Source organism: Mechercharimyces sp. CAU 1602, from assembly GCF_024753565.1.
In the GTDB taxonomy this organism is placed as follows: Bacteria; Bacillota; Bacilli; order Thermoactinomycetales; family JANTPT01; genus Mechercharimyces.
On sequence record NZ_JANTPT010000003.1, the window covers coordinates 207044 to 226143 of the forward strand.

The 19100-nt window shown below is 45.9% G+C and carries 34 protein-coding genes; 32 read left to right on the top strand and 2 right to left on the bottom strand.

The window, feature by feature from the left end; translation table 11 throughout:
* Positions 1-28 precede the first annotated feature (28 nt).
* The 27 genes from rpsS (at position 29) to truA (ending at position 13045) form a co-directional block, all read left to right on the top strand.
* Positions 29-310, top strand: coding sequence for a 30S ribosomal protein S19 (gene rpsS, locus NXZ84_RS13530; protein ID WP_258840867.1), 282 nt, complete (start codon positions 29-31; stop codon positions 308-310).
* A 39-nt stretch (positions 311-349) separates the two neighbouring features.
* Positions 350-682: a 50S ribosomal protein L22 gene (gene rplV / locus NXZ84_RS13535; RefSeq protein WP_258840868.1), complete on the top strand. Its 333-nt coding sequence runs from the start codon at positions 350-352 to the stop codon at positions 680-682.
* Positions 683-698: 16 nt separating this feature from the next.
* Positions 699-1358: a 30S ribosomal protein S3 gene (gene rpsC, locus NXZ84_RS13540; RefSeq protein ID WP_258840869.1), complete on the top strand. Its 660-nt coding sequence runs from the start codon at positions 699-701 to the stop codon at positions 1356-1358.
* 1 nt (position 1359) lies between these two features.
* A complete protein-coding gene (gene rplP / locus NXZ84_RS13545) occupies positions 1360-1791 on the top strand; it encodes a 50S ribosomal protein L16 (RefSeq protein ID WP_258840870.1) in 432 nt (143 codons plus the stop codon).
* The gene (rpmC, locus tag NXZ84_RS13550; protein WP_258840871.1) at positions 1781-1993 is read left to right on the top strand and encodes a 50S ribosomal protein L29; all 213 of its coding nucleotides are present in this window, start codon (positions 1781-1783) and stop codon (positions 1991-1993) included. The genes rplP and rpmC overlap by 11 nt, the downstream gene beginning before the upstream one ends.
* Positions 1990-2262 (top strand): 30S ribosomal protein S17, encoded by a 273-nt coding sequence (gene rpsQ / locus NXZ84_RS13555; RefSeq protein WP_258840872.1) that lies wholly within the window; start codon positions 1990-1992, stop codon positions 2260-2262. Before rpmC ends, rpsQ begins: the two co-directional genes overlap by 4 nt.
* Before the next feature lie 39 nt (positions 2263-2301).
* Positions 2302-2670: a 50S ribosomal protein L14 gene (gene rplN, locus NXZ84_RS13560; RefSeq protein WP_258840873.1), complete on the top strand. Its 369-nt coding sequence runs from the start codon at positions 2302-2304 to the stop codon at positions 2668-2670.
* A 65-nt stretch (positions 2671-2735) separates the two neighbouring features.
* The gene (gene rplX / locus NXZ84_RS13565; protein ID WP_258840922.1) at positions 2736-3089 is read left to right on the top strand and encodes a 50S ribosomal protein L24; all 354 of its coding nucleotides are present in this window, start codon (positions 2736-2738) and stop codon (positions 3087-3089) included.
* A gap of 32 nt (positions 3090-3121) precedes the next feature.
* The gene (gene rplE / locus NXZ84_RS13570; RefSeq protein WP_258840874.1) at positions 3122-3664 is read left to right on the top strand and encodes a 50S ribosomal protein L5; all 543 of its coding nucleotides are present in this window, start codon (positions 3122-3124) and stop codon (positions 3662-3664) included.
* A gap of 40 nt (positions 3665-3704) precedes the next feature.
* Positions 3705-3890, top strand: a complete 186-nt coding sequence (locus NXZ84_RS13575) for a type Z 30S ribosomal protein S14 (protein ID WP_258840875.1) — start codon at positions 3705-3707, stop codon at positions 3888-3890.
* 27 nt (positions 3891-3917) lie between these two features.
* Complete coding sequence (gene rpsH / locus NXZ84_RS13580; protein WP_258840876.1) at positions 3918-4316, top strand: 30S ribosomal protein S8; 399 nt, start codon at positions 3918-3920, stop codon at positions 4314-4316.
* 30 nt (positions 4317-4346) lie between these two features.
* Positions 4347-4883: a 50S ribosomal protein L6 gene (gene rplF, locus NXZ84_RS13585; protein WP_258840877.1), complete on the top strand. Its 537-nt coding sequence runs from the start codon at positions 4347-4349 to the stop codon at positions 4881-4883.
* 27 nt (positions 4884-4910) lie between these two features.
* Positions 4911-5276, top strand: coding sequence for a 50S ribosomal protein L18 (gene rplR, locus NXZ84_RS13590; RefSeq protein ID WP_258840878.1), 366 nt, complete (start codon positions 4911-4913; stop codon positions 5274-5276).
* Between the two features lie 17 nt (positions 5277-5293).
* Positions 5294-5788, top strand: coding sequence for a 30S ribosomal protein S5 (rpsE, locus tag NXZ84_RS13595; protein WP_258840879.1), 495 nt, complete (start codon positions 5294-5296; stop codon positions 5786-5788).
* 11 nt (positions 5789-5799) lie between these two features.
* Positions 5800-5988, top strand: a complete 189-nt coding sequence (gene rpmD, locus NXZ84_RS13600; RefSeq protein WP_483869641.1) for a 50S ribosomal protein L30 — start codon at positions 5800-5802, stop codon at positions 5986-5988.
* 29 nt (positions 5989-6017) lie between these two features.
* On the top strand, positions 6018-6458 hold the full coding sequence (rplO, locus tag NXZ84_RS13605) for a 50S ribosomal protein L15 (protein ID WP_258840881.1): 441 nt from the start codon (positions 6018-6020) through the stop codon (positions 6456-6458).
* Positions 6458-7756, top strand: coding sequence for a preprotein translocase subunit SecY (gene secY, locus NXZ84_RS13610; protein WP_258840882.1), 1299 nt, complete (start codon positions 6458-6460; stop codon positions 7754-7756). Before rplO ends, secY begins: the two co-directional genes overlap by 1 nt.
* 45 nt (positions 7757-7801) lie before the next feature.
* Positions 7802-8455: an adenylate kinase gene (locus NXZ84_RS13615; RefSeq protein ID WP_258840883.1), complete on the top strand. Its 654-nt coding sequence runs from the start codon at positions 7802-7804 to the stop codon at positions 8453-8455.
* On the top strand, positions 8452-9207 hold the full coding sequence (gene map / locus NXZ84_RS13620; RefSeq protein WP_258840884.1) for a type I methionyl aminopeptidase: 756 nt from the start codon (positions 8452-8454) through the stop codon (positions 9205-9207). The genes NXZ84_RS13615 and map overlap by 4 nt, the downstream gene beginning before the upstream one ends.
* A 12-nt stretch (positions 9208-9219) precedes the next feature.
* Positions 9220-9507, top strand: a complete 288-nt coding sequence (locus NXZ84_RS13625) for a KOW domain-containing RNA-binding protein (protein WP_258840885.1) — start codon at positions 9220-9222, stop codon at positions 9505-9507.
* 23 nt (positions 9508-9530) lie between these two features.
* Complete coding sequence (gene infA / locus NXZ84_RS13630; protein WP_258840886.1) at positions 9531-9749, top strand: translation initiation factor IF-1; 219 nt, start codon at positions 9531-9533, stop codon at positions 9747-9749.
* A 31-nt stretch (positions 9750-9780) separates the two neighbouring features.
* The gene (gene rpmJ, locus NXZ84_RS13635) at positions 9781-9894 is read left to right on the top strand and encodes a 50S ribosomal protein L36 (protein ID WP_258840887.1); all 114 of its coding nucleotides are present in this window, start codon (positions 9781-9783) and stop codon (positions 9892-9894) included.
* Positions 9895-9912: 18 nt separating this feature from the next.
* The gene (gene rpsM / locus NXZ84_RS13640) at positions 9913-10281 is read left to right on the top strand and encodes a 30S ribosomal protein S13 (protein ID WP_258840888.1); all 369 of its coding nucleotides are present in this window, start codon (positions 9913-9915) and stop codon (positions 10279-10281) included.
* Between the two features lie 18 nt (positions 10282-10299).
* Positions 10300-10695 carry a 30S ribosomal protein S11 gene (gene rpsK, locus NXZ84_RS13645; RefSeq protein ID WP_258840889.1) on the top strand — a complete coding sequence of 132 codons (396 nt, stop codon included), beginning with the start codon at positions 10300-10302 and terminating at the stop codon, positions 10693-10695.
* Between the two features lie 150 nt (positions 10696-10845).
* The gene (locus tag NXZ84_RS13650) at positions 10846-11790 is read left to right on the top strand and encodes a DNA-directed RNA polymerase subunit alpha (RefSeq protein WP_258840890.1); all 945 of its coding nucleotides are present in this window, start codon (positions 10846-10848) and stop codon (positions 11788-11790) included.
* 34 nt (positions 11791-11824) lie between these two features.
* Complete coding sequence (gene rplQ / locus NXZ84_RS13655; RefSeq protein WP_258840891.1) at positions 11825-12214, top strand: 50S ribosomal protein L17; 390 nt, start codon at positions 11825-11827, stop codon at positions 12212-12214.
* Positions 12215-12298: 84 nt separating this feature from the next.
* Positions 12299-13045, top strand: coding sequence for a tRNA pseudouridine(38-40) synthase TruA (truA, locus tag NXZ84_RS13660; protein WP_258840923.1), 747 nt, complete (start codon positions 12299-12301; stop codon positions 13043-13045).
* Between the two features lie 106 nt (positions 13046-13151).
* Here the strand turns inward: truA and NXZ84_RS13665 are convergent, their stop codons facing one another.
* A complete protein-coding gene (locus NXZ84_RS13665; protein ID WP_258840892.1) occupies positions 13152-14579 on the bottom strand; it encodes a DUF1214 domain-containing protein in 1428 nt (475 codons plus the stop codon).
* A gap of 223 nt (positions 14580-14802) precedes the next feature.
* On the opposite strand from NXZ84_RS13665, the gene NXZ84_RS13670 reads away from it, so the two are divergent.
* The 3 genes from NXZ84_RS13670 to NXZ84_RS13680 are packed head-to-tail and all read left to right on the top strand — an operon-like array spanning position 14803 to position 16319.
* Positions 14803-15414: a TetR/AcrR family transcriptional regulator gene (locus tag NXZ84_RS13670; protein WP_258840894.1), complete on the top strand. Its 612-nt coding sequence runs from the start codon at positions 14803-14805 to the stop codon at positions 15412-15414.
* A 53-nt stretch (positions 15415-15467) separates the two neighbouring features.
* Positions 15468-15869, top strand: a complete 402-nt coding sequence (locus NXZ84_RS13675; protein ID WP_309495942.1) for a DUF2269 family protein — start codon at positions 15468-15470, stop codon at positions 15867-15869.
* A 15-nt stretch (positions 15870-15884) separates the two neighbouring features.
* The gene (locus NXZ84_RS13680) at positions 15885-16319 is read left to right on the top strand and encodes a DoxX family protein (RefSeq protein WP_258840896.1); all 435 of its coding nucleotides are present in this window, start codon (positions 15885-15887) and stop codon (positions 16317-16319) included.
* A 73-nt stretch (positions 16320-16392) separates the two neighbouring features.
* On the opposite strand, the gene NXZ84_RS13685 is transcribed toward NXZ84_RS13680, so the two are convergent.
* Positions 16393-16944 (bottom strand): GNAT family N-acetyltransferase, encoded by a 552-nt coding sequence (locus NXZ84_RS13685; protein WP_258840897.1) that lies wholly within the window; start codon positions 16942-16944, stop codon positions 16393-16395.
* A 175-nt stretch (positions 16945-17119) separates the two neighbouring features.
* Here NXZ84_RS13685 and NXZ84_RS13690 point away from each other — a divergent pair, with 175 nt between their 5' ends.
* Positions 17120-18220, top strand: coding sequence for an ABC transporter permease (locus NXZ84_RS13690; RefSeq protein WP_258840898.1), 1101 nt, complete (start codon positions 17120-17122; stop codon positions 18218-18220).
* A 20-nt stretch (positions 18221-18240) separates the two neighbouring features.
* Positions 18241-19098, top strand: a complete 858-nt coding sequence (locus tag NXZ84_RS13695; RefSeq protein ID WP_258840899.1) for an ABC transporter ATP-binding protein — start codon at positions 18241-18243, stop codon at positions 19096-19098.
* Positions 19099-19100: the final 2 nt, after the last annotated feature.

Genomic DNA, 19100 nt, shown 5'->3' on the forward strand with positions numbered 1-19100 from the left:
TGGCGTCTTACGAAGGGAGGTTGGACGTATGGGTCGCAGCCTGAAAAAAGGACCTTTTGTCGATGATCATCTGATGAAAAAGGTCGAAGAGTTAAATGCGAAAGATGAAAAACGCGTGATCAAAACTTGGTCTCGCCGGTCAACCGTCTTTCCAGAGTTTATTGGCCACACCATCGCTGTACACGATGGACGCAAACATGTGCCTGTCTTCGTAAACGAAGATATGGTTGGTCATAAGCTGGGTGAATTTGTGCCGACACGGACCTACCGTGGCCATGCCGGCGACGATAAGAAAACACGGAAAAAATAAGGTGCGTATAGTCCTTAAGGCAAGAGAGGAGGTCGCAAGATGGAAGCGAAAGCTGTCGCACGTTATGTGCGCATCGCTCCCCGGAAAGCGCGGCTGGTAATGGATCTGGTACGTGGGAAGTCCGTGGAGGAAGCACTAGCAATTTTGCGTTTTACTCCGCGCGCTGCATCACCTATCATTGAAAAAGTGATCCAATCCGCCGTAGCAAACGCAGAGCATAACTATGAAATGGATCCGAGTAGCTTGATAATCGCCAAAGCATACGTCGATGAAGGTCCGACCATGAAACGATTCCGTCCGCGTGCAATGGGCCGTGCGAGCAAGATCAACAAACGGACTAGCCATGTGACCGTGGTCGTATCTGAACAATAAGAAGGAGGGATAACGAGTGGGTCAAAAAGTAAACCCTGTGGGCTTACGGGTGGGTGTCATCCGTGACTGGGAGTCCAAGTGGTATGGCGGCAAAGATTATGCAGACCTATTGCATGAGGATATCGCCATTCGCGAGTACATCGAGGGTCGACTCAAAGATGCAGCTGTCTCTAATGTAGAGATCGAACGTGCTGCAAACCGTGTCAACTTAAACATCCGCACCGCAAAGCCAGGTATGGTTATCGGTAAGGGTGGTTCGGAAGTAGAAGCACTTCGTAAGCATTTGACCAAAATGACAACGAAGAAAGTTCACATCAACATCAGTGAAGTAAAAACACCGGAATTGGATGCGAATTTGGTTGCACAAAACATTGCGCAACAATTGGAGCGTCGTGTATCGTTCCGGCGTGCGATGAAGCAAACGATTCAACGTACGATGCGTGCGGGAGCACAAGGTATTCGTACTCAAGTAGGCGGCCGTCTTGGTGGAGCAGATATCGCTCGTAGCGAAGGTTATAGCGAGGGCACCGTACCACTTCACACCTTGCGTGCGGATATCGACTACGGTACAGCAGAAGCGCATACGACTTATGGACGTATTGGTGTTAAAGTATGGATCTACCGTGGCGAAGTTCTCCCCGTCAAGAAAAAGGAAGACGCGGAAGGAGGAAAATAACATGTTGATGCCAAAACGGACGAAGTATCGGAAAGAGCATCGCGGCCATATGCGCGGTCAAGCCAAAGGCGGCAAGGAAGTCAACTTTGGTGAATACGGTCTAAAGGCGTTGGAACCAGCATGGATCACCAACCGTCAGATCGAAGCCGCTCGTATCGCTATGACCCGTTACATGAAACGGGGCGGTAAAGTATGGATTCGTATTTTCCCCGACAAGCCTGTAACACAAAAACCGCTTGAAGTTCGCATGGGTTCCGGTAAAGGTTCGCCAGAGAAGTGGGTAGCTGTTGTTAAACCAGGGAAAATCATGTTTGAAGTTGCAGGAGTTTCAGAAGAGGTTGCACGCGAAGCGATGCGCCTAGCAGCAAACAAACTTCCAATCAAAACGAAGTTTGTAAAACGAGACGAAGCGGGTGGAGCAAATGAAAGCTAAAGAGCTACTTGAATTAACCACCGCCGAAATCGAACAGAAGTTGCGTACACTCAAAGAAGAATTATTCAACCTCCGGTTCCAAGCGGCTACAGGTCAATTGGATAATCCGGCCCGAATTGGTCAGGTGCGTAAAGACATCGCACGGGCAAAGACCGTTCTTAAAGAACGTGAACTCGGGATTGAAAGGAGGAAACAAGGGTGACCGAGACAGGACGTACGACTCGGAGAAAAGTACGCGTCGGCAGAGTGGTAAGTGACAAAATGGATAAAACAATCGTGGTTGCTGTTGAGACCTATAAGAAAGATCGTCTTTATGGCAAGCGTGTAAAGTATACGAAGAAATTTAAGGCACATGATGAAGAAAACACCGCTAAAAAAGGTGATGTAGTACGCATCATGGAAACCCGTCCGCTTTCAAAAGATAAGCGCTGGCGTTTGGTAGAAATCGTAGAAGAGGCTGTAATCATCTAATCGTGATTCGCCTTATGTACGGAAGGAGGGTGTTTGGCAATGATTCAACCTCAAACTCGCTTGCGGGTCGCAGATAACTCCGGTGCACGTGAATTGATGTGCATTAAAGTACTCGGCGGTTCGAAACGGAAGTTTGCCGGTATTGGTGATGTAATTGTGGCTTCGGTCAAACAAGCTACACCAGGTGGCGTTGTCAAGAAGGGTGAAGTTGTACGCGCAGTAATCGTACGGACCACTCGTCCAGCACGTCGCAATGATGGATCCTATATCCGCTTTGATGAAAACGCGGCTGTAGTGATTAAAGATGATAGAACTCCGCGTGGAACACGTATCTTTGGACCAGTTGCTCGCGAACTGCGCGAACGTGACTACATGAAGATCGTATCACTTGCACCGGAAGTACTGTAATCGTAGGAATCGATTGGCTGTAAAGAAGGAGGTGCCAGGACATGGAGAAGAAGCGTCCAAATAAGTTGCATATTAAACAAGGCGACACCGTGATTGTGACGCGGGGGAAAGATGCACCGACTCGCGATAAGAACGGAAACATGGTTTATACCAAAGGACGTGTCTTGAAAGTGCTCCCGAAAGAAAACCGCGCATTGGTTGAAGGGGTTAACATGGTGAAGAAGCATTCGAAGCCATCCCAAGCTAATCCGCAAGGGGGCATTATCGAGCAAGAAGCGCCGATTCATCTTTCCAACCTGATGGTGGAGGATCCGAAGTCGAAAGAACCATCACGCATTGGGTATAAAATGGTTGAGCGCAAAGGCAAAGAAGTAAAAGTTCGCTACGCGAAAAAATCCGGAGAAATCCTGGACAAGTAGGAAGCCGTTTTTAGAAGGGAGGTCCAACTCAAATGGCAGCACGTTTGAAAGAGAAGTTTAATCAAGAAATTACTCCAGCGTTGATCAAGAAGTTCGAATACGCCAGCCCGATGCAAGTGCCGAAGCTGGAAAAGATCGTGATCAACATGGGTGTAGGGGAAGCCGTACAAAACCCGAAAGTATTGGATAGCGCGGTTGCTGATCTAACCAAGATTTCTGGACAAAAGCCAGTGATTACAAAGGCGAAGAAATCAATCGCAGGTTTCAAACTTCGTGAGGGAATGCCAATCGGTTGTAAAGTGACCTTGCGCGGTGAGCGTATGTATCATTTTCTCGATAAGCTGATCAATGCAGCACTTCCACGGGTGCGTGACTTCCGCGGCGTTTCGGCGAAAGCATTCGACGGGCGTGGCAACTACACACTCGGTTTGAAAGAACAGCTCATGTTCCCTGAGATTGAGTACGATAAGGTGGACAAAGTACGTGGGATGGATATTATTATCGTTACCACTTCAAACACCGACGAGGAAGCTCGTGAATTGTTAAAAGAAATGGGAATGCCATTTCGCAAGTAGTAGATCATCTAGATTAGCCTGATGAAAAGGAGGGAATCCGTTGGCCAAGAAATCGATGATCGTCAAACAGAAGCGTAAGCAGAAGTTTCAAGTACGGGAATACACACGATGTGAGCGGTGCGGACGGCCACATTCGGTCTTGCGCAAATTCCGTCTTTGCAGAATTTGTTTCCGTGAGTTGGCCTATAAAGGGCAGATTCCCGGCGTGCGTAAAGCTAGCTGGTAATTGAGCGAGGAAGGAGGGAACCGATAAATGGTGATGACAGACCCGATTGCTGATATGCTGACGCGTATCCGTAACGCAAACGCTGTTCGTCATGAGAGCGTAGAGATTCCGGCTTCCAACTTAAAGCGGGAAGTAGCGGAGATTCTGAAGCGGGAAGGTTTTATCCGTGACGCAGAATATATTGAGGACAGCAAACAAGGAATCATTCGTGTGTTCTTGAAGTACGATGAGAGCAACGAGCGTGTGATTACTGGTTTAAAACGTATTAGTAAACCTGGTTTACGTGTATATACCAAAAGCGACGAAGTACCGCGCGTATTGCGTGGACTTGGGATTGCGATCTTGTCCACATCTAAAGGCGTATTGACCGATGCAGAAGCACGGCGTGCGAAAGTGGGCGGCGAAGTACTCGCATATGTTTGGTAATCCTGATGCAACTGGATGGAGGTGAATACAATGTCTCGTATTGGACGCTTACCAATTCAAATTCCGGCTGGGGTAGAAGTTACCTTAACGGATAACGAGATTACGGTGAAAGGTCCTAAAGGTACTCTTACCCGGACCATTCACGCGGACATCAAGGTAGAGATGGAAGAGAACCAGATGGTGGTTACTCGTCCGAGCGATCATCGCACGCACCGTTCGCTGCATGGCACCACCCGCAGCAACATCGCCAACATGGTAGAAGGTGTAACCAAAGGGTTCACCAAGGTACTTGAGTTGGTGGGTGTAGGGTATCGTGCACAAATGAAAGGTAGCAAATTGGTACTCAACGTAGGGTACTCCCTACCAGTTGAAATGGATCTCCCCGAGGGGATCGACTTGGAGGTTCCTAAGCAGACCGAAATTCATGTTAAAGGGATCAACAAGGAACTGGTTGGTGCTACAGCAGCAAATATTCGTTCCGTACGTGAGCCTGAGCCGTACAAAGGTAAAGGGATCAAGTATAGCGACGAGCGCATTCGTCGTAAAGAAGGTAAGACTGGTAAGTAAAGCTGATAGGAAAGGAGTGAATGCGGCGTGATTAAGAAAGTAGATCGCAACATAAAACGGAAACGTCGCCACCTTCGTGTGCGTAAAAAGGTCGTTGGCACAGCAGCACGCCCACGCCTAAATGTTTTCCGTTCGTCCAAAAACATCTATGCTCAACTCATCGATGATGTGAAAGGGCATACGTTGGTTTCTGCTTCCACCGTAGATCCTGAACTAGGTGAAGGAATCAAAGGTGGAAATATCGAGGCTGCGCGTCTGGTAGGATCACTCATCGCAAAGCGTGCGGTGGAAAAAGGTATTGAGCACGTTGTCTTTGACCGCGGTGGCTACATCTACCACGGACGCGTTCAAGCGCTCGCGGAAGCGGCGCGTGAAGGAGGTCTCAAGTTTTGAGCAGGGGAGGGAAAAACGTGAAGAAGGACCAAGGAAGCGAACTGCAAGAGAAAGTGGTTAATATTAACCGCGTCTCTAAAGTAGTTAAAGGTGGACGTCGCTTCAGCTTCAGTGCATTGGTCGTTGTCGGTGACGGCAAAGGTATGGTTGGCGCCGGTATCGGTAAAGCCACTGAAGTACCAGAAGCGATCCGTAAAGGCGTTGAAGATGCGAAGAAGAATATGATTCGTGTACCTCTTCAAGGAACCACCATTCCTCACGATGTGATTGGGAAGTTCGGTGCGGGTCGAGTACTCTTAAAGCCTGCTTCCACCGGTACGGGTGTAATCGCAGGTGGCCCTGTACGTGACGTTTTGACAGTTGCAGGTGTTGGCGACATCTTGACTAAGTCGACCGGTTCTAACAACCCAATCAACATGGTACGCGCAACATTAAACGGAATTCAAAACATGAAACGTCCAGAGGACGTTGCAAAAAGACGTGGTAAAACCGTAGAAGAATTGTTAGGTTAGGAGGGATGACCGTGGCAAAGAAATTAACGATTACGCTAAAGCGCAGTCTAATCGGTCGTCCCGAAGATCAACGGGTTACCGTGAAGACACTTGGCTTAAAAAAGCGTCATCAATCTGTGGTTCACAATGATAGTCCTGCCATTCGCGGTATGATCAACAAAGTGAAGCATTTGGTTGAAGTTACAGAAGAAAACGCATAACTGACTCAATTGTAGAAGGAGGTGGCAAGATGAAACTCCACGAATTAAAACCTAATGAAGGTTCTCGCAAAAAACGGAATCGCGTAGGGCGCGGAATGGCGAGTGGTAACGGGAAAACCTCTGGTCGTGGTCATAACGGTCAAAATTCACGTTCAGGTGGTGGTGTTCGCCCTGGCTTTGAAGGTGGGCAAAACCCAATCTACCGTCGTCTACCAAAGCGCGGATTTACCAATCCAAATCGTAAAGAGTACGCCGTAATCAACATGGATGTACTCAATCGTTTTGAAGAAGGTACAATCGTGACTCCTGAACTCCTTTTGGAAACAAAAGTAGTGAAAAACCTGCGTGATGGCCTCAAAGTTCTAGGAGACGGTGAACTCAAGGTAAAAGTGACCGTGAAGGCACACAAATTTTCTCGCACCGCTGCGGAGAAAATCGCGGCCGCTGGGGGCGCTACGGAGGTGCTTTAATGTTTCAAACACTGGGTAACATTTTCAAGGTGGAAGATCTACGCCGCCGAATTCTATTTACGCTGATAATGTTGGTGGTCTTCCGTATCGGAGCCCACATTCCTGTACCAGGAACCAACAAAGAAGCTTTGGCTAGTCTTCAAGAAGGCACCGGAGTATTTGGATTGCTGAATAACTTTTCCGGAGGCGCATTCCTCAATTTCTCCATCTTAGCGATGGGAATCATGCCCTATATTACGGCCTCAATTATTGTACAGTTGTTGCAGATGGACGTGATTCCTAAGTTCACCCAGTGGGCGAGAGAAGGGGAAGTGGGTCGGCGCAAGTTAGCACAAGTTACTCGTTATGGTACGATTGTGTTAGCATTGATCCAGTCTGTCGGTCTGTCGATCGGTTTTGACAGGATGCAGGGCGGAGTCTTTATTGAAAACGATAGTTTTTGGACATACGCACTCATCTCTATCACGATGACAGCAGGTACTGCGTTCTTGATGTGGGTTGGTGAACAAATTACAGAAAGCGGCATTGGTAATGGGATCTCGATTCTGATTTTCGCGGGGATCGTTGCTTCGATTCCTAATGCGACCGGTCAGTTGTATGAGTCCCAATTTGCAGGTGCTGGAGACCAGCTTTTCCTTAACATTGTTAAGATAGCTGTGATCGTACTCATCTTAGTCGCGATTGTAGCGGGGGTTATCTTCATACAACAAGGGATTCGTAAGATTCCGGTACAATACGCTAAGCGTGTGGTTGGTCGAAGAATGTATGGTGGTCAAACGACGCACATTCCGATGAAAGTGAATGCAGCGGGCGTGATTCCAGTCATCTTTGCAATCTCCCTGTTGATGTTCCCACCAACACTCGCTAGTTTCTGGTCCGATAGTGCAGTTGCACAGTGGATCATCAATAACTTTTCGTACGATGCACCCATGGGAATGGTATTATACGTAATCTTGATCATCGGGTTTACGTATTTCTATACGTTTGTACAGATTAACCCAATCCAGTTAGCCGATCAGCTTAAAAAGAACGGCGGGTACATCCCTGGGATTCGCCCAGGTAAGAATACGTCAGTATTCTTGACGAAAGTGATGAATCGACTCACCTTGTCGGGTGCGCTTTTCTTGGCGGCAATTTCGATACTACCAGTTTTCTTCAGCAAGTTGGCTGGGTTGCCACCAAGTGTTCAAATTGGTGGAACGTCGCTCTTGATTGTTGTCGGGGTTGGTCTAGAGACGATGAAGACGGTCGAAAGTCAGTTGATCAAGCGTCACTACAAAGGTTTTATTAACAAATAGAATCGGCGAACCCTTGTTTCACACTCACATCGGGAGGGGACGCGTTTGAATCTTGTATTAATGGGTCCGCCAGGTGCTGGTAAAGGCACTCAGGCAGAACGAATTGTGGAAGAACATCAGATTCCGCATATCTCCACAGGAGATATGTTTCGTCAAGCGGTGGAGGACGGTACCCCTTTGGGCTTAGAGGCAAAATCCTTTATGAACCAAGGGAAACTCGTTCCTGATCGGGTAACGATTGGTATTGTCCGTGATCGCTTAGGAAAAGATGATTGTGCTAGCGGTTTTTTACTAGACGGGTTTCCACGCACGCTGCCACAAGCAGAAGCATTGGATACTCTGCTTTCCGAGATGGGAAAAAAGATAGACCGCGTAGTTTATATAGATGTGGATGAAGAAACGTTGATCAGTCGGTTAACCGGACGCCGAATCTGCTCGCAATGTGGAACAACGTATCACTTGATCTTTAATCCACCTAAACAAGAAGGAACTTGCGATCGTTGTGGAGCTCATCTCTATCAACGAGATGATGATACAGAGGAAACAGTGGCTAATCGTTTAAAAGTGAATGCGGAGCAAACCCGCCACTTACTCGATTACTACGGTAACGTAGGGAACTTAGTGCAGGTGGACGGCGATCAGCCGATTGAGCAAGTGACAACGGCTATTTTGCAAGAGATTCGAGGTTCGGCAGAATGATTATCCTTAAATCGGCAAATGAGCTGGAGCGTATGCGAGCTTCGGGGCGTCTCGTATTTGAGGCACATCAGCGAGTCAAAGAGGCGATTCGACCTGGAGTGACAACGCGAGAGTTGGATCGTATCGTGGAGGAGTTTCTTCGGAAACATGGAGCAACTTCCTCTTTCAAAGGGTATAACGGATTTAAAGGCCATGTATGTGCCTCCGTCAATGAGGAGTTAGTGCACGGCATTCCGGGATCGCGCGTCCTTCAAGACGGTGATATCATTACGATTGATATTGGTGCGTTTTATCAAGGGTATCATGGTGATTCTGCTTGGACATATCCAGTAGGCTCCATTCCCGAAAAAACGCAGCATTTGTTGGATGTAACGAAAGAGTCTCTCTATCGTGGGATTCGTGAAGCGAAGCCAAATGCACGTTTAGGAGATATCTCGCACGCGGTTCAATCCTATGTTGAGGAAGAAGGTTACTCCATTGTTCGCGAGTATGCTGGGCATGGAATCGGTCAAACGTTACACGAGGATCCTTCCATACCCAACTATGGACCACCTGGACGGGGACCACGTCTGAAGCAGAGAATGACGCTTGCTATTGAGCCGATGGTGAATGCAGGCTTGCGTCATGTGAAAACACTTGCTGATGATTGGACGGTTGTCACCCGTGATGGGTCGCTTTGCGCTCATTTTGAACACACGATTGCCATTACGGATGATGGCTATGAAATTTTAACCGGTCATGATACCGTCTAGGAGCTGGACGTGATGGATTCCACGAGTACCCTTCGTTTAGGTCAAATTGTTCACGTGCTGAAGGGACGGGAAGCAGGTCAGTTTATGATTGTTATCGATGTGATTGATGATCATTTTATCTGGTTAGCGGATGGAGATAAGCGTAAGTTCGATCAAGCAAAAAAGAAGAACGTTAAGCATCTTCAGCCTACCCATACGGTCTCCACTGTGGTGGCCGAGTCACTTCAGACCACTGGAAAAGTGTCCAATGCGAAGCTCAGATATGCTTTAAATCAATACCAGCTCGCTCATAAAGAGTAGCGCCGAAAGGAGCGTTTAATTAGATGGCCAAGGAAGACACGATTGAAGTCGAGGGCACAGTCATCGAACCGCTGCCGAACGCCATGTTTCGGGTAGAATTGGAAAATGGTCATAAGGTTCTTGCTCATGTATCAGGTAAGATTCGCATGCATTTCATTCGTATTCTACCGGGTGATCGGGTAACGGTTGAGCTCTCCCCATATGATTTGACCCGAGGACGTATTACTTATCGTTATAAGTAATACAAAAGGGATCGACAGGAGGTAACTCGAAATGAAGGTTAGACCTTCGGTAAAACCGATTTGCGAGAAATGCAAAGTGATCAAACGTAAAGGCGTCGTCATGGTCATTTGCGAGAATCCGAAACACAAACAAAAACAAGGCTAAGATAGGAGGTGCACATCGATGGCACGTATATCAGGAGTGGATCTCCCGCGTGATAAGCGGGTCGAAATCGCGCTTACCTATATCTTTGGGATTGGTCGTTCCTTGTCGCAAGAAATTCTCAAGGAATCCGGCATCAACCCAGACACACGCGTTCGCGATCTGACGGAAGAAGAAGTAGCAGCGATCCGCAGCTACATCGATAAAAATTTCACCGTCGAAGGTGACCTACGCCGTGAAACACAACTCAACATCAAACGATTGATTGAGATTGGTTCGTATCGTGGCATGCGTCATCGTCGTGGTTTACCAGTACGGGGACAACGCAGTAAAACAAACGCACGTACCCGTAAAGGGCCACGTCGCACGATCGCTAATAAGAAAAAATAAAGATAGGAGGGAATCGACATGGCCAAACGCAAAACAACGCAACGTGTGAAGCGTCGGGCACGTCGCAATATCGAGTCGGGTGTGGTTCATATTCGTTCCACATTTAACAACACGATTGTGACGATTACGGATCGCCAAGGGAACTCTATCGCTTGGGCTAGTTCCGGAACGCTCGGCTTCAAAGGCTCGCGTAAAAGCACGCCATTTGCCGCACAAATGGCAGCTGAAGCAGCGGCTAAGGAAGCAATGGATCATGGTTTGAAAACGGTAGAAGTGGTTGTGAAAGGACCAGGTGCTGGTCGTGAAGCGGCAATTCGCTCGCTTCAAGCTGCAGGACTAGAAGTGAACCTGATCAGAGACGTCACGCCAATTCCACATAACGGTTGTCGCCCGCCGAAGCGTCGCCGCGTTTAATCTAGGACGAATGCCGGGCGAGGGCAGCTGGTTTAAGTTGGATGTTTTCGGTCAATAATGGACGGGATCATTTCGTTTTTATGAATAAGGGTAGTAAATCAGTTACAGATAGCCCGGATAGCGACGTGTGAAGGAGGGTTTCGAAGCCGTATGATCGAAATCGAAAAGCCGAAAGTGGAAACCGTTGAGCTTAGCGATGATAACAAGTATGGGAAATTTGTGGTGGAACCATTGGAGCGTGGCTATGGCACCACCTTGGGGAACTCCTTGCGTCGTATACTATTATCATCTTTGCCGGGAGCGGCTGTGACCTCGATCCAAATCGATGGCGTCTTGCATGAATTCTCCACCGTTCCTGGAGTGGTAGAGGATACGACTCAGATAATTCTCAATCTGAAGCAATTGGCTCTTCGTATCCATTCGGAAGAAGAGAAAGTGCTTGAGATTGATATCGAGGGAGGCGGACTCGTCACTGCTGGTGATATTCGTGCAGATAGTGATGTGGAGATTTTAAATCCTGATCTTCATATCGCGACGCTAGCAGAGGGCGGACGTTTTCATGTCCGTTTAACGGCAGACCGTGGGCGTGGGTATGTCCCTGCAGACGGTAATAAGAAAGAAGAACAATCGATTGGTGTCATCCCGATCGACTCTCTATACAGCCCGATCGAACGGGTCAATTACAAAGTAGAGAATACCCGCGTGGGACAGGTAACCAACTATGATAAGCTTACGATGGAAGTGTGGACAGATGGCAGCATTCGTCCAGATGAAGCCGTTAGCTTGGGCTCTAAGATCATGACAGAGCACTTGATGCTATTTGTCGGATTGACCGAGGAGGCTCAAGGAGCTGAGATCATGGTGGAGAAGGAAGAGGATAAGAAAGAGAAAGTGATGGAGATGACCATCGAAGAGCTGGATCTTTCTGTTCGTTCCTATAACTGCCTCAAACGGGCAGGGATTAATACGGTGCATGAGTTAACGCAGAAGTCGGAAGATGACATGATGAAGGTGCGGAACTTAGGCCGCAAATCCCTGGAAGAAGTGCAAGAGAAGCTGGAAGGCCTCGGCCTCGGCTTACGAGAAGAGGACTAGCTTAACTCACGACGGAAAGGGGGAGGAACACGTTATGGCATACGCAAAACTGGGACGCAATAGCTCTGCGCGTAAAGCTATGTTTCGTGATTTAGTATCCGATCTATTTATTTATGGGCGGATTGAAACCACGGTAAGCAAAGCGAAAGAAGTACAATCGATCGCTGATAAAATGGTTACCTTGGCAAAGAGAGGCGACTTGCATGCTCGTCGTCAAGCGGCATCTTTTGTTCGCACCAGCCGCTCCAAAACGGTGAAAGACGGAGAAGAAGTAACCCATAGCAAAGTAGACGCGGTTAAGATTTTGTTTGATGAAATCGGTCCGCGTTTTGAAGAGCGTAATGGTGGTTACACTCGTATCATCAAAATTGGCCCGCGCCGTGGTGACGGAGCAGAGATGGTTTATCTTGAACTAGTGAAGTAAGTGTTTGCTGGACAAAGGGGGAGGGCAGGATCTTGATCCTGAATTCTGCCCTTTTTTCTTTTTTAAGGGGAGAGAAGTTTGAACATGCGCAAGTTGAAGATGACAGTTGCATATGATGGAACCGATTTTATCGGCTTTCAGCGGCAGTCGAAGGGGAGAACGATTCAAGGGACACTAGAACGTGCCTTATCCCGAGTGACAGGTGAAAAGATTCATGTGTTGGGTGCAGGGCGGACCGATCGGGGTGTGCATGCGCGCGGACAAGTGGTTCACTTCGCGACAACGAGTACAATCCCAGCAGAGCGCTGGCGTTTTATCATTAACAACTGCTTACCACCTGATCTCGCGATATTAGAAGTGGAAGAAGTGGCAGACGATTTTCATGCCATGGTGAGCAAGTGGAAAACTTATCGCTATGAAATTGATACCGCACCGGTGCGGGATGTGTTTCAAGGAAGATTTCGCACTCACTTGCCACGGCGGACGTTAGAAATTGAGAAGATGCAACTTGCTGCTCACTTTCTTATGGGTACTCATGATTTCACCACCTTCTCGTCAGCAAAGGCGGATGTGGAAAATCGAGTGCGTACGATCTATGACTGTAAAGTAGAACAAGATGGATTGATTACGGCGATCGAGATTACAGGTAGTGGCTTTTTATATAACATGGTTCGCATTATTGCTAGTGTATTGGTTGACGTAGGGTTGGGAAAACGGGTGCCTGAAGCGATCCCAGTTCTGTTGGAAGCCAAAGATCGGCAACAAGTAGGGATTACATTGGCGCCTGAGGGGTTAACGATGTTGCGAGTAGGATATACAGCATGGGAATAGAGTAACGGATGATAAGCTCACCTTCAGCGTGAGCTGTTTTTATAAAGAAAAGCTCAACCAGCAAATAGGATTGGTCGAGCTGAGGATCATGTATTTGAAGTGGGGGTTATATCTGGCGGTCTCCTCCAAGCTGAGCGATCAATTCTACCCCAGGGGTACGTGGGTTTTGGATATAAGATGGGGTGGCATTAAAGGTACGTAAGACAAGGTTGAAGACTTGACCTTGTGGTGAGGGGAGCCAATTGGAACGTTGCTGTGGAGGAACATAGGGAGAGATGATAATATCGAGCGAGCCATCAGCGTTATACTGTAAGGTTTCTGTATTGCTACCAATTGAATAGCGCTCAATCGGGTTGGGTACGAACTTGCCATCGCTAGTATACATGTCGATTGTCCAGAAGTTGATGAAGGATTGGGGAATTTGTTCGGGTGAAAAATGAAGTTGATAGTGATTGCTCCCATATAACAAGCTACGCTGATTACTGTCGATGAAGAGAACTTGGTAAAACTCTTCTTGAGGGATATTGGCGAGAGCAACATTTTTAGCGATGGAAGCTCGTAGTAGGTATTGGTCTCCATAATGACCGAGTGGGAATATAGTGATCCATGGACGACTGGTTAGGCGTGTATAGTAAGCGGTTCCAGCTGACACGATGCTTTGGGCATTATCGTTTATCACAGCTTTTTCCAACCCTCTTTTTGTCGCAAGAGTAAGCTCAGATTCCCTAAACCCGGTAGCGCAATTTATCCCTATCAGTTTATATTGTTCTACAACGGGAGTATCACGACGTGGGGGTGGATTTTCACGCATGAGCTCACTCATAAGGAAATAAAATCGGGGGGACGAAAAAATTGTAGAGGGAATGAGCGGTTTTGGTGGTGGCGGTGGTACTGCTTTTACTGGAGTGATGCGAATATTCTTTTCAAACTGTATGGCAGTAAATAGGTCCTGCTTTCCTTCTACCTCTACTTTGATAACGACGAAGATTGAGTTGGTAGGTGCCATAATAATATTCATACCATTATGATAAGATTGCTGATGCTGGTCGGGTCCGACAATGATAAACGTACCTGCAGTACTCGCGGTGGTGCGGTTGGATATATTGTAGGCAACATTATTATATGCATCAAATAATTGTACGGAGTAATATCGTTTTCCACTAGGGTCTGCTGGTACGGTGAGGTAAACAGCAGTGAGTGATAAATCAAGATAACCGGTAGCATATAACGTGTCTGCATTGGGTCTAATATTTTCTCCAGAGGCGAAAGGGTTGTAGCTAGGTGAGACCAAACGGTCAGAATAAAACAAGGTGTTGATCGGACTTAAGTTGGCGATATGTAAGCGTTTTTTTTGCTCATGGAGGACGAGCGAATATCCATAAATATATGCTTGAATTCCTAAAGCATACGATAAAGTGAATTGGGCTGATTCAAAATCTTTAATGCCAAGTTGTGTAGGTAAGATATCGATGGGAGTAGTTTTTGTATGGGGAAAGGGAAGGTTACCTTTACATATGTCAGATCTTTCTAGCATGGTGTTATCCCTCCTCAGATTGCAGTTGTACAGCTATGTGGTTGTTATTACAGTATAGTCTAGTAAAGGGGAGATCATGCGATCTTGGAAAGGGGGTAGTAGGTAAAAAGTTAACATGATGATTCTTCACTTAATCTCTGTAGAGAACTGGTGAGGGCCCTTTACAAACCGACCGTCGGTTTGTATAATTGATCCAACGAGAAAAATGAGTGAGGACGATACTATGGAAAAATCACCAAAGGATACACGCCAGCAATTACTGCAAGCCACTAAGGAACTCGTAAGCCAGAAGGGGTGTGCGAAGATGACTCTACGTGATTTGATGGAAGTAACCGGACTATCAAAGGGAGCGATCTACCACTATGTAAGTAGTAAAGACGAGTTACTAGCACTTGTTTTGAGGGAAGCAGTCGTAGAAGTAGACACTCGTTTCCAACTCGAAATAAGCAAGGACAACGCTGGATTTTCTGCCCCATTCGCACAAATTATGAAAAACGCCGGAGCTTTAGAAGACCTGAGCGATGTTAGAAATCAGATTTTTATTTATTTGCTCAGCAAGCAAACACAGCCCATCGTAGCTGAGGTAATGCGTCTGTACCACGAACAAAGTGTGAAGATGGCACAATCATGGATCGAGGCGGGGCAACATCATGGAGTAATTGCGCCATCAATCGATGCGGAGAAAGCAGCAGAACTATTCAACTTAATTACATACGGTTTACGTTTGCGTAGTTTTATTCCAGAAGTGAAGACGTCATTTACCGTCGATGATTTTATCATCTTCATCTCACAATACCTACGGTCTGATGACACCCAAGGGAGTGAATTAGAATAACGATCTGGCTCTTTCTACACATATTAGGTGTCACCCTCTTTGTCGGCAACATCATAACAGCCGCCTTCTGGAAAATAAGTGCTGACCGTAAACGTGATCCCAAGCTGATCCATCATACTGTCCGTATGGTGACACTTGCTGACTGGATTTTTACTCTACCTGGCGTTGCTCTCATCATCATCTCTGGCTTCAAGATGGCGACTGATGCGGAAATTCCGCTATTCTCATGGGGGTGGTTCTCGCTCTCGCTCCTGCTGTTTGCGCTCACTTCCCTACTGTGGGGAGTCCTGCTTCTCCCTTTACAGTACCGTCTCATTCGCCTTAGCGCACAGCTTTCCATCCCTGCGGACTGGAAACGGTACCAGCAAGCTTCACGCAAATGGGCGATTGCTGGTGTCATCTGTACGTTACTTCCGCTCATCATTTTATATCTTATGATAAGTAAGACATTTTAAGGGGGACGTTCCTTGATGGCACCACTAATCGTACTTCTTTTATCCTTTATACTCCTTTATTTATTGGGTCTACTACTCGATTTACCTAGTAGCGATTGGCAAGTCGCATTACAATGGGCACTGGCGCTCATGTTCCTCCTTACCGCTAGCGCTCACTGGGGAAAACGCCGAGCCGATCTCGTGCGCATGGTTCCATCCGTCCTGCTCTATCCAGGGTTAATCGTTACTGTAACTGGAATATTAGAGATACTAGGAGCGATAGCACTTCTCTTGCCTATCAGCACAATCTACATCGCTCCCTCTCTAATGTTATTACTCATCCTCATGTTTCCAGCGAATATAAAAGCGACACGGGATCAGCTAACTATCGGGGGGAGAGCGGTTCCGTCCCTTTTGTCTCGCATCTTGATTCAACTCATTTTTATTGTTTCTCTCTATCTCACCATGTAAACGATTTTACCGATTTCGCGGGAACGAAGGTGCTACTAATGATGTGCGGTGAGATACCTATGTATCCTTATCTCTATATGGAGTCTGGATCCCACTCTTCCCTTGTGAGTGCATAGATCTCATGATCCTGCCAGCTTCCATTAATATGGAGATAGCGCTTTGACAAACCTTCGTGACGAAATCCTACTTTTTCTATCACGCGTAGGGAGGCAATATTATGTGGCATAATGGCAGCTTGCACGCGATGTAGATGTAGTTTTTGAAAAGCAAATTGTACGGTGGAACGGACAGCAGTTGTCATGTATCCGTTGCCTTGTGCCTCGTGATCAATATAGTAACCGATCGTACAGTTTTGCCATGCGCCTCGCACCACATTACTCAGATTGATGCGACCGATCAGTGTTCCAGGATGGGAGAGAAAGATACCAAAGCTATACCCTTGATCGGATTGCGTTCGTAGCATACCCTGTCGCAGTTCCTGCTCAATTCCAATTAACGTAAAAGACTCAGGGCGAATGGGCTCATAGGGAGCAAAGAAGACTTGATTCCGCAGTCTTAGATCGTATAGAGCAGGAGCATCACTTAATTTTAGTGGTCGCAGTATGAGAGGATGAGAGCTGATCATAAAAAGGCTCCTTTATGTTTTCTCTGTCTAGCATACCATGGAAGTGTTAGGAAATTGAATGACCTCCCCTTATTTAGCTTCATTTTAGGGACGCAACCTTTTTGTGCCTACGAACAAATGTGTTGACAATATAAGTAGCTTATGAAACTATTAACATAAATTACAGGAGGCTACTATGATTACACTAATTCGGTATGAGTTAATCAAAATATTTAGAAGGAAGAGTGTTTTCATATCAATTCTCTTATTACTAGGAATCAATTTCTTTTTCATTTACCCAATTGCAGAAGATAATTCAAATAAAAGCCTGTACCAGAAATGGGAAGGGCCTGTATCACATTCAACTATCACATCAGCAGAAAAGATTGTTTCAGAAGCTGAAAGTAATATGAGTGTGGATCAAAAACAAGTGGATATGGCTGAAGAACTATTGTTAATTAGAACTTTAGAGAAATGGAAGGAATCTGATGTACATAGTAAAGAGACTAGGATAGGCAAGCTCGAAGAGAAGGGTGAAGGTGATAGCTTTGTTTTAAGAAAGCTGATGTTGGAGAAAAAATTGCGAGAGAAACTTAGCTACACAGAATTTTACTATAAAAAGCCGGCTGAGAAGATGGTTGATTATGTAGGTAGGTATGGATATGGCTTTGTAAGCATTATGATTTTGATTGGAATATCCACTATTTACACGAAAGAATATAGAACGAATGTAGATCGGTACATGTTCAGCTCGAAGTTTGGAAGAAGTAAGGTTGTAAACGCAAAAATTTTAACGGCAATTTTATTTGTACTAATTATTCAGGCTATATCTGTTATTTTTAATTTTACGTTTTGGCTTGTTTTAGATGGTAACTATGGTTGGAATGCCAACATTCAAACTTATGATTACTACATGAGATCGCCATATCCATTTGATTTTCTTGGGTATTATCTAATTAAAATAACAGTGCAAACAGTAGCTGGCATAGCGTTTGCATTGTTGATGGTATGGATATCTTTATGGGCCAGAAAATCATATATCGCTATGGCTATTGGCGGATTCGTTATTGCTATTCCGATTATGATCGAAATGAACTTAGGTCGGTCAGATCTTTTGTTCTTTACTCACTCACAATTAATGATGGTAGCTCCTCTGTTTAGATATTTCTCTGTTATTAATTTATTCGGGTATCCTATCTTATATCCAGTCCTTGCAACTTTCATGTTGTTAATATATATATCTGTAACGCTACTATTTATTTATTTAGGAGTAAGGCGTAAGCAGATTCTAAAATAACATATTAGGAGGAAAGCTAGATGGAGTTAAATATTGAAAATGTATCAATGAAGTACGGTAAACATGTGGCCCTGCGTAGCATAGATTTATCACTAGTTCCGGGTGTATATGGAATCTTAGGTCCTAATGGTTCAGGCAAGACTACAATGATGAATATCCTCGCTACTTTGTTACGCCCTACCTCCGGTTACGTGAAGTGGAATGGTCAGGATATACTTAAGTTACAGGACGGTTATCGAAATGTTGTTGGATTTTTACCACAACAAATTGGACTTTATCCAGAGTTTACTGCTAATGATTTTTTATTATATCTGGCTGCGATTAAAGGGATTACTGGGGTTCAGGCAAAAAGACGAGTGGAGGAGTTGTTAGAGTGGGTGGGTTTAACAGATGTAGGAAGTGTTAAATTAGGAGGTTTTTCAGGAGGGATGAAACAGAGAATAGGGATTGCACAAGCGCTCCTTAATGATCCTGATATTCTGATTGTAGACGAACCAACTGCGGGCCTTGATCCAAAAGAACGTATTCGCTTTCGAAATCTATTATCAAGTGTTTCCTCAAAGAAAATCGTTTTACTCTCAACCCACATTGTTTCTGACATCGAATATATAGCAAACGAGATAGTTGTTATGAAGAAGGGTGAAGTAATCAATAAGGGGAACCCGCAAGTTTTACTTAAGGAATTGGAGGGGAAGGTTTGGAGTGCGATAATTTGTGAAAAGGATTTGCAAGAGCATCAACAAAATTATCGCACGATGAGTGTGGTGCAGAAAGAGAACGGGATAGAAGTTCGGTTTCTCTCAGATGACGAAGTAAAGTTTGCCGTTAAGAAAGAAGCTCCAAATCTTGAGGATTTATATTTGTACTATTTCGATTGATA